Source organism: Lysobacter sp. CA199 (assembly GCF_052078715.1).
In the GTDB taxonomy this organism is placed as follows: Bacteria; Pseudomonadota; Gammaproteobacteria; order Xanthomonadales; family Xanthomonadaceae; genus Lysobacter.
The window spans coordinates 486,876-499,838 of sequence record NZ_JBQJIL010000004.1 but is presented as its reverse complement, the minus strand read 5'-3'; the positions used below and the strand labels follow the sequence as shown (position 1 = coordinate 499,838).

15 protein-coding genes are annotated in these 12,963 nt (G+C 66.3%); 8 read left to right on the top strand and 7 right to left on the bottom strand.

Annotated features, from left to right (window positions below; translation table 11 throughout):
- Positions 1 to 233: 233 nt before the first annotated feature.
- Positions 234 to 719, bottom strand: coding sequence for a hypothetical protein (locus ACTOWJ_RS09525; protein WP_441334360.1), 486 nt, complete (start codon positions 717 to 719; stop codon positions 234 to 236).
- A 237-nt stretch (positions 720 to 956) separates the two neighbouring features.
- Between ACTOWJ_RS09525 and ACTOWJ_RS09520 the strand changes: the two genes are divergently transcribed.
- On the top strand, positions 957 to 1,409 hold the full coding sequence (locus ACTOWJ_RS09520; protein WP_441334359.1) for a hypothetical protein: 453 nt from the start codon (positions 957 to 959) through the stop codon (positions 1,407 to 1,409).
- A 1-nt stretch (position 1,410) separates the two neighbouring features.
- Here the strand turns inward: ACTOWJ_RS09520 and pdxR are convergent, their stop codons facing one another.
- Positions 1,411 to 2,874: a MocR-like pyridoxine biosynthesis transcription factor PdxR gene (gene pdxR / locus ACTOWJ_RS09515; protein ID WP_441334358.1), complete on the bottom strand. Its 1,464-nt coding sequence runs from the start codon at positions 2,872 to 2,874 to the stop codon at positions 1,411 to 1,413.
- A 92-nt stretch (positions 2,875 to 2,966) separates the two neighbouring features.
- Between pdxR and ACTOWJ_RS09510 the strand changes: the two genes are divergently transcribed.
- The 3 genes from ACTOWJ_RS09510 to ACTOWJ_RS09500 all read left to right on the top strand — a co-directional run bounded on the left by ACTOWJ_RS09510 (position 2,967) and on the right by ACTOWJ_RS09500 (position 5,096).
- A complete protein-coding gene (locus ACTOWJ_RS09510) occupies positions 2,967 to 3,662 on the top strand; it encodes a glutathione binding-like protein (protein WP_441334357.1) in 696 nt (231 codons plus the stop codon).
- A 125-nt stretch (positions 3,663 to 3,787) separates the two neighbouring features.
- Positions 3,788 to 4,594: an MBL fold metallo-hydrolase gene (locus tag ACTOWJ_RS09505; protein WP_441334356.1), complete on the top strand. Its 807-nt coding sequence runs from the start codon at positions 3,788 to 3,790 to the stop codon at positions 4,592 to 4,594.
- A gap of 28 nt (positions 4,595 to 4,622) precedes the next feature.
- Complete coding sequence (locus tag ACTOWJ_RS09500; protein WP_441334355.1) at positions 4,623 to 5,096, top strand: cupin domain-containing protein; 474 nt, start codon at positions 4,623 to 4,625, stop codon at positions 5,094 to 5,096.
- Positions 5,097 to 5,101: 5 nt separating this feature from the next.
- Here ACTOWJ_RS09500 and ACTOWJ_RS09495 read toward each other — a convergent pair whose 3' ends face one another.
- The 3 genes from ACTOWJ_RS09495 to ACTOWJ_RS09485 all read right to left on the bottom strand — a co-directional run bounded on the left by ACTOWJ_RS09495 (position 5,102) and on the right by ACTOWJ_RS09485 (position 6,899).
- Positions 5,102 to 5,455, bottom strand: coding sequence for an ArsR/SmtB family transcription factor (locus ACTOWJ_RS09495; protein ID WP_441334354.1), 354 nt, complete (start codon positions 5,453 to 5,455; stop codon positions 5,102 to 5,104).
- The gene (locus tag ACTOWJ_RS09490; protein ID WP_441334353.1) at positions 5,445 to 5,903 is read right to left on the bottom strand and encodes an SRPBCC family protein; all 459 of its coding nucleotides are present in this window, start codon (positions 5,901 to 5,903) and stop codon (positions 5,445 to 5,447) included. The genes ACTOWJ_RS09495 and ACTOWJ_RS09490 overlap by 11 nt, the downstream gene beginning before the upstream one ends.
- A gap of 150 nt (positions 5,904 to 6,053) precedes the next feature.
- A complete protein-coding gene (locus ACTOWJ_RS09485; protein WP_441334352.1) occupies positions 6,054 to 6,899 on the bottom strand; it encodes a helix-turn-helix domain-containing protein in 846 nt (281 codons plus the stop codon).
- Positions 6,900 to 7,044: 145 nt separating this feature from the next.
- On the opposite strand from ACTOWJ_RS09485, the gene ACTOWJ_RS09480 reads away from it, so the two are divergent.
- Positions 7,045 to 8,031, top strand: coding sequence for an alpha/beta fold hydrolase (locus ACTOWJ_RS09480; protein WP_441334351.1), 987 nt, complete (start codon positions 7,045 to 7,047; stop codon positions 8,029 to 8,031).
- Between the two features lie 200 nt (positions 8,032 to 8,231).
- Here the strand turns inward: ACTOWJ_RS09480 and ACTOWJ_RS09475 are convergent, their stop codons facing one another.
- Positions 8,232 to 8,756 carry a hypothetical protein gene (locus ACTOWJ_RS09475; RefSeq protein WP_441334350.1) on the bottom strand — a complete coding sequence of 175 codons (525 nt, stop codon included), beginning with the start codon at positions 8,754 to 8,756 and terminating at the stop codon, positions 8,232 to 8,234.
- Positions 8,757 to 8,954: 198 nt separating this feature from the next.
- On the opposite strand from ACTOWJ_RS09475, the gene ACTOWJ_RS09470 reads away from it, so the two are divergent.
- The 3 genes from ACTOWJ_RS09470 (at position 8,955) to ACTOWJ_RS09460 (ending at position 11,570) form a co-directional block, all read left to right on the top strand.
- A complete protein-coding gene (locus ACTOWJ_RS09470; protein ID WP_441334349.1) occupies positions 8,955 to 9,653 on the top strand; it encodes a response regulator in 699 nt (232 codons plus the stop codon).
- Positions 9,654 to 11,015, top strand: a complete 1,362-nt coding sequence (locus ACTOWJ_RS09465; RefSeq protein ID WP_441334348.1) for an ATP-binding protein — start codon at positions 9,654 to 9,656, stop codon at positions 11,013 to 11,015. It begins immediately after the preceding gene.
- A gap of 105 nt (positions 11,016 to 11,120) precedes the next feature.
- Positions 11,121 to 11,570, top strand: coding sequence for a hypothetical protein (locus tag ACTOWJ_RS09460; protein WP_441334347.1), 450 nt, complete (start codon positions 11,121 to 11,123; stop codon positions 11,568 to 11,570).
- Positions 11,571 to 11,647: 77 nt separating this feature from the next.
- Here the strand turns inward: ACTOWJ_RS09460 and ACTOWJ_RS09455 are convergent, their stop codons facing one another.
- The gene (locus ACTOWJ_RS09455; RefSeq protein ID WP_441334346.1) at positions 11,648 to 12,307 is read right to left on the bottom strand and encodes a TetR/AcrR family transcriptional regulator; all 660 of its coding nucleotides are present in this window, start codon (positions 12,305 to 12,307) and stop codon (positions 11,648 to 11,650) included.
- Positions 12,308 to 12,963 lie beyond the last annotated feature (656 nt).

The window sequence follows — 12,963 nt, the reverse complement described above, 5'->3', positions numbered from 1 at the left end:
TCGTCAGCGAAATCCATCAGGGCCAGCGGGCATTCGCGCCGCACAACAGGCCGGATATAAGACCGCAGTCCTGCTATCTGACCATCATCCGATCAACGGCTTGCTTTCCCGGAGGCGCCCATATAAGAGCTTCCCTAAAGGACGGAATTTCAAGGCGAAGCTCCTTCTGCCGAATGTGGCCGTGTTCTGCCGTTCTTCCCTGTTCATATCGACTTCCTGTTGTCGTGGAGTGGTCAGTTTTTCGCCACAGGCGCGAGCTCCAGATAGTCCGCCATACGGCGTTCACGGGTACCGGGCAAGAAATCGCGGGTCAACACGAAAGCCACATAACGCGGTGAGCTATCGCCGAATGTCCACACATGCATCATGTAATTATCATCGTCATACCAGCCATCGGTCTGCATCGTGCCGCCCAAGTTCTGTGTGACATGTTGATGCGCCTTGGAGCCGATCGCCGCCCCGTCGGTGGACCCGGGCGCGGTCAAGACGAAACGTCGGTCGATCACCCGATATTCGTGCTTCAGATACTGTTCGACCCACTGCACCATCGCCGCCTTGGCGCGCCGCTGTTCGTACTCGGGCGACACGCTGTCATACGGCTCGGGCGTTGCCCACTCCTGTAAGTCTTTTAGCGTGCGATTGGCTGGCTCGACGGTTTTGCAGCTTGTCAGCGCGCAGCACACCAGGACGAGCAAGGCCGCGAGAGAGCGGAATTTCAAGGCGAGTCTCCTTCTGCCGAATGCGACCAGTGTAGATCGGGCCTGTCATTGGCGCCCGTGGCTTCTGGTCATGATGTGCTGAGTTCCCGAACGGCCAGATAGCCGCCCCGCGTTGCGATCTACCCAAGCCTCGCAAAGGGAATAAGGGGAATGAAGGGTGGATTAGATCCGGTCAGGGTGAGGGCGCTTTGTTCGCCGCATTGCTAAGCTCAAGCTTCGCACCTTACCCAGGCCACCATGATCCGACGCCAACTCCAGCAAGACCGCAGCGGTTGCGGACTGGCCTGCGTGGCGATGCTCGCCGGCATCGGCTACGCCCAGGCGCGGAACTTGGCGCGAGCGCTCGGCATCGGCCCGAAACCCTATCGCTACCGCGTCGGCGCGGGCCTGCGCAATGCGCGCGAGGGCTACCTCACCAACGCGCGGCAACTGCAGCGGATGTTGCGCCTGCTCGGCCCGCGGACGGGCGACGAACGCGCGGTAACGGGTTGGGACGAATGCGACGGCGACGGCATCGTCGCGATCAATCACGACCCCATCGACGATCGCTGGCACTGGGTCGTGTTCCTGCGCCAGAACACCGGCGCCTGGGTGCTGGACCCGAACCCGCGCGTGCGCAGCGATCGCCGCACCGACTTCGGCCGGATGCGGCCGGCGCGCTTCATTCCTGTGACCGGCGCGCGAGACTGACTCAGCGCGCGCCCAGTTCGGCCAGCGATGCGGCGAAACGGCGCAAGGCCACGCGGATTTCGTCGGCGTCGATCACGCCGTAACCGAAGGTGATCGCCGGCCGCTCGGGCGCGTTCATCGCGTACTCGGCGATCGATTGCGCGCCGGGCGCATGCCGCTGCAAGCGCGCCAGGATCGCCGGCGCCAAGCGCGGGTCGCGAATGCGCGCAGCCAGATGCAGGCCGGCTTCGGAGGGAATCGGCTCCAGCCACGGCGCCAACGGGCCGCGCAACCCTTCCAGCAAGGCATCGCGGCGTTCTTCGTAGATCACCCGCATGCGCCGTACGTGACGGGCCAAATGCCCGTCGCGGATGAAGGCGGCCAGCACCGATTGGGTGATGGTGTCGCAATGCGAATCGGCGCAGTGCTTGACCGTGATCAAGGCGTCGCGCGCCCACGCGGGGGCGACGATGAAACCCTTGCGCAGCGACGGGAACAGGCTCTTGGAGAAGGTGCCGACATAGAACACCAGCCCGTCGCGATCCAGGGTCTGCAGAGCGTCCAGCGGACGGCCGCCGAAACGGAACTCGCCGTCGTAGTCGTCTTCGATCACGATCGCGTTGCGTTGCCGCGCGAAATCCAACAGCGCGCGGCGGCGGCGCATCGACAAGGCCACGCCGGTCGGCGACTGATGCGACGGCGTCACGCTGATCACCCGCGCATCGTCGGGCACTTGATCCACGCACAGCCCTTCCTCATCGACCGGCATCGGCGCCAGCCGCGCGCCGGCCGCGGCGAATGCGGCGCGTACCGGCGGATAACCGGGCTCTTCGACCGCGACCCGGGTTTGCCCGGGCGTGACCAACAAACGCGCGAGCAGATCGAACGCCTGCTGCGCGCCCGAAGTCACGATCACATCGTCGGCCACGCAGGCCACCGCGCGCGCGAACGCGACATGGTGGGCGATGGCCTCGCGCAATTCGGCGATGCCTTCCGACGGCGGATAGCCGAAGCGGGTCTTCGACCAGGTGCGCAGCGATTGCGCCGACAACCGCCGCCATACGTCGTGCGGAAAATGACGGTGATCGGGAATGCCCAGACGGAAGCAACGCTCGGGCAGTTGGCGCGGCGCCTCCGGGCGCAGGAACGGCGTGCGCCACAACGGATTCAAGCGCGCGTCTTCCGGACCGGCGGACAGATGCTGTGGACCGCGACGGTCGCGGCGCGCGGCGACGTCGGCGACGACCGCCTTGGCGCCTTGGCGCGGAGTGACGTAGCCCTCGGCGATCAGCAGGTCGTAGGCGGTCACCACGGTGTTGCGGGCGATGCCCAGCGCGGCGGCCGCTTGGCGCGTGGCCGGCAGCGCCGAACCCGCGGCCAGACGGCCGTCGAGGATCGCCGAGCGCAGTTGCTGATGCAGTTCCTGGGTCAGATTGCCGTGGCCGCGATCCGGCAGCGCCAGGGGAAACTGGAAAACTGGTTCCATCGAATCTGTCCGCTCTGGCCCGATCAGGGCGCCAGAGTACTCCTAAGCTGGCTCCATGAAAGCCGCGGCGCAATGCCGCACGGAGCCCGACCATGATCGACCTCTACTACGCCGCGACCCCCAACGGTCTCAAGCTCAAGCTGTATATGGAGGAGACCGGACTGGAGCACCGCGTGGTGCCGGTGCGGCTGTCGGCCGGCGAACAGCTCAAGCCCGAATTCCTGGCGATTTCGCCCAACAACAAGATCCCGGCGATCGTCGATCACGCGCCCGGCGACGGCGGCGAGCCGATCAGCGTGTTCGAGTCGGGCGCGATCTTGCTGTATCTGGCGCGCAAGACCGGCCTGCTGTGGCCGCGCCAGGAGCGCGCGCAGTGGGAATCCACCCAATGGCTGTTCTGGCAGATGGCCGGACTCGGCCCGATGGCCGGCCAGGCCGGGCACTTCCGCGCGCATGCACCCGAAGCGGTGGCGTACGCGATCGATCGCTACACCCGCGAGGTCCATCGTCTGTTCGGCGTGCTCGACCGGCAATTGCAGGAACGCGAGTTCATCGCCGGCGCCGAGTACTCGATCGCCGATATCGCCTGCTATCCGTGGATCGTGCCGCACGCAGGGCTGGGCCAACGCCTGGCCGATACGCCGAACCTGCAACGCTGGTTCGAACGCATCCGCGCGCGCCCGGCGACGCAGCGCACGTACGCCGGCATCGACGATCCCTACGCGAAGACCGCGAATTTCAGCGAAGCCGAACGCAGGGTGTTGTTCGGCCAGGGCGCGAAGTCCTGAAACCCCGCGCGGGGCGCGAGGCCTTGCCACGACCGACCGAAAAACGTCGGGCCTGAAGGCCGTCCCACAGAATTGACGGCAGTTCCGCGAATCCCGCCGCACAGCCAACCTCATCGAGGCCCGCCATGCCCTGCCCCATCTGCGAAACCTGCGGCACCCAGTTCGCCGAATCCTCCACGCCGCCGACGCATTGCCCGATCTGCGAAGACGAACGCCAATACGTCGGCTGGAACGGACAGCGCTGGACCACGCACGAATCGCTGGCGCAACGCTACTCGCTCAAACTGGAAGACGACGCCGGCGTGCTCGGTATCGGCCTGAGCCCCGACTTCGCCATCAATCAACGCATGGCATATGTGCAGACCGGCGCCGGCAATATCCTTTGGGAAAGCCTGGCGCTGGTCACCGATGAGGCCGTGGCCGCGCTGAAGGCTCGCGGCGGCGTCGATCTGATCGCGATCTCGCACCCGCATTTCTATGCCTCGATGATCGAATGGAGCCAGGCGCTGGGCGGCGTGCCGATCTATCTGCACGAAGCCGACCGCGAATGGGTGCAGCGCCCGTCGCCGCTGATCCGCTACTGGAGCGGCGATACGCTGCGACTGTCCGACGACGTCGTGCTGATCCGCTGCGGCGGCCACTTCACCGGCAGCACCGCGCTGCATTGGCGGCGCGGCGGCGAGCGCGGCGACGCGCTGTTTCCGGGCGATGCCTTGCAGGTGGTGTCCGACCGCCGCCATGTGACCTTCATGTACAGCTATCCCAACTACATCCCGATGAAGCCCGGCGACGTGCGGGCGATGCGCGAGCGCGTGGCGTCCTATCCGTTCGAGGACGTGTATGGCTACACCTGGGGCCGCAACATCATCGGCGGCGGGCGCGAGGCGGTCGACGCCTCGTTCGAGCGCTACTTCGCCGCGATCGCCGACTGAATCGCCCTCACCTTTCGGGAGCCGCTCCATGTCCGCCGAACCGCAAGCCCTGCTCGACTACCTTCCCGCGCGCATCGGCGCCAGCGCCGATCTGCCGTGGATTCCCTCGTCGATGCCCGGCAAGTTCGCCAAGCCACTGCGCTTTCTCGCCGACGACCGCGGCTTCGTCGAGCTGCTGCGCATGGAGCCCGGCCTGACCATGCCGCTGCATCGTCACACCGGCGAGATCCACGCCTACAACCTCAGCGGCACGCGCCAGCTGTGCACGGGCGAGCTGATCGGCCCGGGCGACTACGTGTACGAACCGGCCGGCAACGTCGACTGGTGGAAGATCGTCGGCGACGAACCGATGGTCGCGCTGGTGGTGGTGATGGGCGCGGTGGAATTTCTCGGCCCCGGCGGCACGGTGCGGTTTCGCGCCACCGCCGAAACCCAGCGCGCCGAGTACGAACGTCATTGCCGCGAGCATCGCCGGCCGATCCTGGATCTGAGCGACCGCTGAGCCGCTCAGTCCTCGACGAACGCCTTGAGCCGGAGCAAGGCCTGATCCCAATGCAGGGCGATGCGTTCCAGCGATTGCCGCGCCTGATCGAGCTGGGACGGTTCGAACTCCCACAACCGCTCTCGGCCGATCTTCAGATCGCGCACCAGTCCGGCCTCGGCCAGCACCTGCAGGTGCTTGGTCACCGCCTGCCGGCTGATCTGAGTGCCCGCGGTGAGCTGGGCGATCGACAGCGCGCCGCCAGCGCACAACGCAATCACCAGGCGCAGGCGGGTTTCATCGCCCAGCGCGCCGAACAGCCGCGCCGACTTGCGCAAGGCCGGCGCCTTGAGCGGCCCGGCCAGGGGCTTATTCGACATAGCGCTGGATGTTCTTGATCTGCTCGTCCCAGCCGCCGGAGTTCATGCGGAAGGCTTCCTCGCGCCGAGCGGCGGGCACCTTGTCGAAACCCGACTCGATCACGCGCAACAAGGTGCCGTCCGGGGCCTGCTCCAGAATGAACTCGACCAAAGTCGGTTCTTCCTGCGAATAGTCCTTGCCCGGTTCGACCGCATATGGATGCCAGTGGAAGGACAACAGGCGCTCCGGCTCCAGCCGCTGGACCACCACTTGCATCAACAGATGCTCGTAGCCCGGATAGGTGATGTAGCCCTGAGTGACCTGCCCGGGCTCGAAACGCTGGCCCTGCAGCTTCACCCCGAACCATTGGCCGAAGGACTCGGCGTCGGCCAGCGCGTTCCAGACCTTGGCGCGCGGCGCCTTGAGCAGGATCTCGCGCTCGATGCGATCGGTAACGGATACGTTCATGAAAGGCAACCTCCTGGGTGCATTTCATCCTGGCACGGATTAAATGCAACCGTCAAGTTGCCATTATCGCGTCGCCTGAACGAGGTGTCTGGAGGTTCCGGCGAACGATTCAGTCGCGCGTACGCCTCGGGCGCTCGCCGATGCCGGGTATCAGACCAGTTCGCGGCACAGTTGCGCGGTGGCCTCGTCCATCGGAAAACAGCACTCCACGTGCAGTTCGTCCAGGGTGATGTCGCGCGGCGTGCCGAAGGTGGTGATGGTCGAGAAGAAACGCAGCTCGCGCTCGCCGCGGCGCAGGATCGTGGTCAACAGCGGCGAGGGCGCGGCATCGAACTGGCGCCGGCGCCAATGCGCGGGCACGCCCGGATAGGCCAGCACTTCGGCCAGCAGATCGCGCGCCGCCGTGTCCGACGGCGCCGCGGCGACCGCGTTGTGCAAATGCCGGATCAACTCGCCGGCGACTTCTTCCCAGTTGGCCACCGCCGGGCGCAGATCGTCGGGATCGAAGATCTGCCGGATCATGTTGCCATGCAGGTTTGCGCGCCCGTCCATGACGAAGCGGTTGACCCGCATCGCCGCCTGATTGGCCATCACCACGTCCCAATGCCGGTTGAGCAGGAATGCCGGGTACGGCTCCTGCTGCTTGAGCACGAATTCGATCGCTCGCCGGATCTGCGCCAGCTCCGGCGTGGCTAATGCGGTTTCCGGGTACATCGGCGCGAAGCCGGCGGAGACCAACAGGGCGTTGCGCTCGCGCAGCGGCATCTCCAGCGCGTCGGCCAGCCGCGCGATCATTTCGCGGCTGGCCTGCGATTTGCCGGTTTCCACGCAGCTCAGATGGCGCGCCGACACGCCCGCGTCCAGGGCCAGATCGAGCTGGCTCATGCGCCGCGTCGAACGCCATTCGCGCAGCAGCGCGCCGACGCCCGGGTCGCGAGCTGAAGGACGCGAGGCTGGAGCCTGCAGCGCGGCGGAGAAGGAACGGAGCGTGGCCATGCCGCGCATCATAGAAGCCGCGCGCAGGCGAAACCATGACCTGCCAGGTCATGACGATTTCACCCCGTGCGTCATTGAGCCCATGACCCGAAGCGCGAATCATCGCCTCCCATCGAAGCGCCCGCCGGGCCACGGGAGACACGTCATGAATCGCAGAACTTTCATCCATCTGGGCCTGGGCGCGGTCGGCGCCGGTCTGATCGGCGGTTGCGCGGGCGGCCTGATCGGCACCTCGGCCGGCGGCGCCTCGACCGAAACCGCTTGGGACGCCGCGGCCTTTCACGCCGCGCGCCGTTATCTGCCGACCTCGTTCGGCGAGATCGCCTACGTCGAACGCGGTCGCGGCCCGGTCGCTTTGCTGCTGCACGGTTTCCCGCTCAACGGCTTCCAATGGCGCGGGGTCATGGCCGAACTGGCGCCGCATCGCCGCTGCATCGCGCCGGACTGGCTGGGCCTGGGTTACACCCGCGTCGCCGAAGGCCAGAGCGTGGCGCCCGATGCGCAGGTCGGCATGTTGATCGCGCTGCTCGACAAACTGGGCATCGACCAGGTCGACGTGATCGCCAACGACAGCGGCGGCCAGGCCGCGCAGTTGTTGGTCGCCGCGCATCCGCGACGCGTCCGCAGCCTGTTGCTGACCAACTGCGATACCCAGATCGACAGCCCGCCGGCAGCGGTGGTGCCGGTGATCGAGGCCGCGCGCCGCGGCCGCTTCGCGATCGAGACGTTTCCGCCGCAGTTGGCCGACCACGATTTCGCGCGCTCGGACAAGGGCATCGGCGTGCTGTGCTTCACCTATCCGCAGCATCCCACCGACGAGGCGATCGAGACCTATTTCCGGCCGCTGGTCGAATCGCCCGAACGCATCCGCCTGACCGACGCTTACGCGATCGGGCTCGATCCCAATCCCTTGGCCGGCATCGAAGCCACGCTCAAGCAACGCGGTCTGCCGGTGCGGATCCTGTGGGGCACCGGCGATACGATCTTCTCGCCGGCCAGCCCGGATTATCTGGACCGCGTGTTTCCGAACTCGCGCGGTGTGCGCCGGATCGAGGGCGCCAAGTTGTTCTTCCCGGAAGAGTTTCCGCGCGAAGTGGCGGCCGAGGCTCTGAAGCTGTGGAGCGGCGCCTGAGCGTGGCCACGCTTGATCGGCGCGACGCTGCGAACAGCCAGATCGACGCGGCGGCGAGCACGAAGCCCGTCGCCGCGGTTTCGGTCAATGGATTGTGCTGACGCCGCCGGCACGACGCTTCCGTGACAAATGTCAGCATCGATACATGGATCGATTGCAGACCGATTGTCCCGCGACGCGCGGGACGCGACGCCGCAAAGTTACTTGGTCGAAGCCTCGCGCGGCGGCCGATAACCAGGCGGCGGGGGCGGCGGAGGTGGAGACGCGTCGATGCGCTCCATGCTGGCTTCAAGCAGACCTCGGGGTAGCGCAGTACCCTGCTGCAACAGCGCTTGCACATGCGCCGTGGCCGCCTCGGACGCACGCTGGTCGTCGCCCAGATACAGCAGGTTATGCTTCCCGACCGAGCGCGGTCCGCGTTCGCCGATGAACGCCGCGTAGTAATTTCCCACCCGCATGCGCGTGCCGCAGCACCAGCCGGTGGAATACAGGACGATGGTCGGCGGCGCTTCGCCGCGCAGGCCGATCGACACTGCGATCTTGCCCCGGACCGTGTGCGTCTCCATGTTCGTGCCGGGTGTTCGCAATCGCTCGACGGCGGCCAGTCGAAACACGTAGATCTGCTTCGCGTCGCGCATGCCGCCCTCACTCAACGGCGCGAAGCAGTCGCATGCATGCGCTTGCAACCATCCGCCCCCCGCAAGTATCAACAACAACAGTTTCATCGTTCGCCGCATGCCCCATGCTCCCTGAGTCCGAACGCGCGCTCAGGGTCCGCCCTTCTGGGTTCACCCTGCCCCGGATCCGCATGTTCACACACGCCAAGCCGCCTGACGCTAGCCTCAACGCCAGATGTGTTTATTTGTATCGTACTAACGGGTCGCAACCACCGGCGCTACCATGCCGGCTCGCATGAGGTGGCCATGAACAAAGTCCTGCTGATAGAGGACGACGCCCGTCTGGCCGGGCTGATCTCCGAATACTTGCAACGCTACGACTTTCAAACCTCGGTGGTGTTGCGCGGCGATCAGGCGCTGCCGGCGATCGAGGACGATCCGCCGGACGTGATCGTGCTCGACCTGATGCTGCCCGGGATGGACGGCTTCGATGTCTGCCGCCAGATCCGCAAGCAATCCAGCCTGCCCATCGTGATGCTCACCGCGCGCGCGGATCTGTTCGATCAAGTCACCGGACTGGAAGTCGGCGCCGACGATTACGTCCTCAAACCGGTGGAGCCGCGCCTGCTGTTGGCCCGCCTGCGCGCGATCCTGCGCCGCAGCCAGGCCCAGCCGCAGGCCGCCGGTCCGTCGATGCTCAGTTACGGCGGCCTGCAGATCGATCTCACCGCGCGCCAAGTGCGCTGGAAAGGCGAAGAGGTCGACCTGAAGACCGCCGACTACAATCTGTTCGTGATCCTGGCCCAGGCCGCCGGCCGGGTGCTCAGCCGCGACGAGTTGCTCAGGCGCTGGCGCGGCATCGGCTTCGACGGCGTGGACCGGACCGTGGACGTCAGCATCTCGCGGCTGCGCCGGCATTTCGCCGACGACGCTCACGAGCCGCGCAAAATCAAAACCGTCTGGGGGCGAGGCTACCTGTTCAGCCCGATCGCCTGGGAGGACTGAATGCTTTCGATGCTGGTCCGGCTGTACCTGACCGTGGCCGGGTTGCTGTTGTGCTCGATCCTGGTGGTGCAGCAGGTGTTTCCCTACCTGTTTCCGGATCAGTACTCGGCCTCGGCCCGACACGAATTCGTCGGCGAACTGACCTTGCTGCGCGACCGTCTGCACGGCGCCAGCGGCGCGCAGCTGAGTCTGCGTCTGGCCCAGCTCAACCGCGAAACGCCGGGCCGCTACAGCCTGGTGCCGGCCGACGAGCTCGCCGCGTTGCCGGCGCGCGTGCGCGCCGACCTGCAAACCGGCGGCACCTCCAGCGATCACGTCAGCAGCGAGCATCACCACATCTATCTGCGGCTCGGCGGTGGCGAGGTGGTCGAGATCGGCTACGTCGAGAACGATTTTCCGATCCGCTACATCGCCTACCTCACCGTGTTCGCGATGGTGCTGCTGGGCCTGATGATCTGGCTGCAGCCGCACTGGCGCGATCTGGAGCGGCTGCGCGAAACCGCCGCGCAGTTCGGCGACGGCGACCTGGGCGCGCGCGCGCGATTGCGCGGCGGCTCCTCGATCCGTCAGTTGTGCGCCTACTTCAACAATATGGCCGATCAGATCGGCCGGCTGATCCAGTCGCAGCGCGACATGGTCAACGCCGCCTCGCACGAGCTGCGCACGCCGATCACGCGGCTGGAGTTCGGCCTGGCCAATCTGGCCGACACCCTCGACGACCGGGTCGCGCGGGCACGGGTGCACGCGCTGCGCTGCGACGTGGAGGAACTGGATCTGTTGGTCGGCGAGCTGCTGACCTTGGGCATGCTCGAACGCAACGGCGCGACGCCGACCCTGGAGCCGGTGCAGCTGGCCGCGTTCCTGCGCGCCTCTACCGGCGTGTCGGCCGAAGAGCTGCGGATCCGTTCGACCAACATCGAATGGGCGATCTCGCCCGCGCTGGACGAGATCGACGTCGAACCGCGCAGCCTGCGGCGGGCGTTCTCCAATCTGATGCGCAACGCGGTGCGCTACGCCGACCACACGATCCGGGTCAGCGCCGAAGTCGACGGTGAGGACTGGCTGCTGGTGGTCGAAGACGACGGCGTGGGCATTCCGCCGGAGGACCGGCGCCGGGTGTTCGAGCCCTTCTATCGCCTCGACCGCAGCCGCGACCGCGCCACCGGCGGCTTCGGCCTGGGCCTGAGCATCGTCCGCCAGGTGGTCGATCGCCACGGCGGACAGATCCACGTCGACGCCTCGCCGCTGGGCGGGGCGCGGTTCGTCGCCCGGCTGCCCCGCCTGCCCGGGCTATGGCCGGGCCGGCACCGGGCCGAGGACGAGGATCTGGACGAGTTGGATCATTCTTTCCACATCCAGTGACCCTTTTTTCACGCGCCCTACGTTAATTGGTTCGCAGGGTTGCGGATTGCGGCCTCTGCCACCACGCTCGCTCACGCTGTGACGGACTTCCAGGAAGGAACCACCATGCATACGGAAATGATGCCCCCGCCCGACGAAGTCGAATCGCAGGTACTGGATCTGGCCAATCAGGCGGTCGGCCACCAGGCCAACGGCGAGCCGCGCCAGGCCGCGCAACACTGGCGCCGGGCCATCGCCCTGGCCGATGCCGGCATGGACGAAGACGAGATCCGCTACTGGCTGCGCAGCGGGCTGGCAGAAGCCCTGTACCAGTTGGGCGAGGACGAGGCCTGCATCGACGCCGCGCGCGAAGCCCGCGCCTGGTGCGCGCAACAGCACACGCCGCTGGCGGCGCTGCTGCTGGGGCAGGCGCTGTTGCGTTGCGGCCAGGCCGAAGCCGCGCTGGAGGCCTTGCGCGAGGCGCAATGGATGATCGGCGCGCGCTTCTTCGATGTCGTCGACGTCGAGCACCGCGACGCGATCGCCTGCTTGATGGCGCAGCCGCGCGCGGCCTGAGCGCGCGCAGACAGTCCATTCGGGCGCGGCTTCGATCAGTACCGATCAGACAGTACTTATCAGAAGCACGGTGCCGATCAGAAGCGCGTCCACCACTGCACCGTGCGTTCGAAATAACCGATCAAGGTCTGGACCAGACGGTGGCGCACCTGGACCGGATCGTCTTGCGGGTCGCCGCAGGCGATCACCCGATCCACCGCGCTGTGCATCGCGGTGAAGAAGATCACCGCGGTCATGCGCGGATCCGGCGCCACCCACACCCTCGCGGCGATGCCGCCTTCGAGCAGCGCGACCAACTGATCGACCACCGGGTTGTCCTGCCAGGCGAGGCGGTCGTGGGTGCGCAGATCGTGGAACACCGCATCGTGCAGGGCGACGTGATCCAGGTAGCCGTCGACCGCCGCGCGCACCCAGGCGCGAAGACGACCGCTCCAGTCGCCTTCGCGGCAGCGGTCCATGGCCTGCGCCGAATGCACGCAGAAGCGCCGGACGAAACGCTCCTGCACCGCCGACAGCAGTTGTTCGCGCGAGGCGTAGCAGCGGCGCAACGCACGCAAGGGCAATCCGCCCGCGACGGCAATGTCGGCCAGGCCCACGCGTTGGGAACCTCGCTCGACCAACAACCGTTCGGCCACATCCAACGCGGCCGCGCGCAAAGCCTCGTCGCCGCTGGCGGGGACCGTTCCGGCGCGGGCGAACGCCGGCTCGTAAGGAACCACACTGGACAGGATCGACATCGGCGGACCCCCTACAAATGAGAACCATTCTCATCATAAACCATTCGGGCCGGCCGTGCCCGGGCCGGGGCGGTGACGGTCCGGTGCTTGCTCCGGGCTTGGGCCGGACGCCTCGGCCAGCCCCGCGGCGATCGCGTCAGCGCCCCAATTTTCCCGAACGGATAATTTTTCACCGATCCTCACCGTCGTGTGCGACGGCGATCGATATTGATCTGGGACAAACACGTTTACCGAAATCCAAATCGAAATGCGCGCTGCGGAAACAAAACCGAAATCATCACAACTTGCGCGTGAACTGGCACAGGCTTGAGACAGCACGAGGAAAACCGCGAAATTTCCAGGAAAATATCGCTTCGCGCGAAGGCCGGGTGATTTTCTCGACGCCGCGAGCGCTGCAGTAAAAGCTTCACATATCCGTCTTGTGATCCGTCTCTCAACGCACGCTCCGTAAATACTCGACTTGTGATCCGGCTCTCACCCGTCTTGATGGACATGACTTGAGCGCTCGGGGATATTGATTCGCAAGGCGCAACACCACGCAAAGTGCGGTGCCGGCTTCGAACACAACGGTTCGCGCGGACGGTCAGCCCTCATCCGGCGCGTTGCGTGAATCGCACATGCACACCCGCCCGACCCGCAGCAACATCTAATAAGAA

Bases quoted from the DNA above. Each gene is read 5' to 3' on its own strand.
- ACTOWJ_RS09460 (WP_441334347.1), top strand. From the start codon at position 11,121: ATGCATACGGAAATGATGCCCCCGCCCGACGAAGTCGAATCGCAGGTA.
- ACTOWJ_RS09465 (WP_441334348.1), top strand. From the start codon at position 9,654: ATGCTTTCGATGCTGGTCCGGCTGTACCTGACCGTGGCCGGGTTGCTG.
- ACTOWJ_RS09480 (WP_441334351.1), top strand. From the start codon at position 7,045: ATGAATCGCAGAACTTTCATCCATCTGGGCCTGGGCGCGGTCGGCGCC.
- ACTOWJ_RS09505 (WP_441334356.1), top strand. From the start codon at position 3,788: ATGCCCTGCCCCATCTGCGAAACCTGCGGCACCCAGTTCGCCGAATCC.
- ACTOWJ_RS09470 (WP_441334349.1), top strand. From the start codon at position 8,955: ATGAACAAAGTCCTGCTGATAGAGGACGACGCCCGTCTGGCCGGGCTG.
- ACTOWJ_RS09490 (WP_441334353.1), bottom strand. From the start codon at position 5,903: ATGAACGTATCCGTTACCGATCGCATCGAGCGCGAGATCCTGCTCAAG.
- ACTOWJ_RS09455 (WP_441334346.1), bottom strand. From the start codon at position 12,307: ATGTCGATCCTGTCCAGTGTGGTTCCTTACGAGCCGGCGTTCGCCCGC.
- ACTOWJ_RS09495 (WP_441334354.1), bottom strand. From the start codon at position 5,455: ATGTCGAATAAGCCCCTGGCCGGGCCGCTCAAGGCGCCGGCCTTGCGC.
- pdxR (WP_441334358.1), bottom strand. From the start codon at position 2,874: ATGGAACCAGTTTTCCAGTTTCCCCTGGCGCTGCCGGATCGCGGCCAC.
- ACTOWJ_RS09520 (WP_441334359.1), top strand. From the start codon at position 957: ATGATCCGACGCCAACTCCAGCAAGACCGCAGCGGTTGCGGACTGGCC.
- ACTOWJ_RS09475 (WP_441334350.1), bottom strand. From the start codon at position 8,756: ATGAAACTGTTGTTGTTGATACTTGCGGGGGGCGGATGGTTGCAAGCG.
- ACTOWJ_RS09510 (WP_441334357.1), top strand. From the start codon at position 2,967: ATGATCGACCTCTACTACGCCGCGACCCCCAACGGTCTCAAGCTCAAG.
- ACTOWJ_RS09485 (WP_441334352.1), bottom strand. From the start codon at position 6,899: ATGGCCACGCTCCGTTCCTTCTCCGCCGCGCTGCAGGCTCCAGCCTCG.
- ACTOWJ_RS09500 (WP_441334355.1), top strand. From the start codon at position 4,623: ATGTCCGCCGAACCGCAAGCCCTGCTCGACTACCTTCCCGCGCGCATC.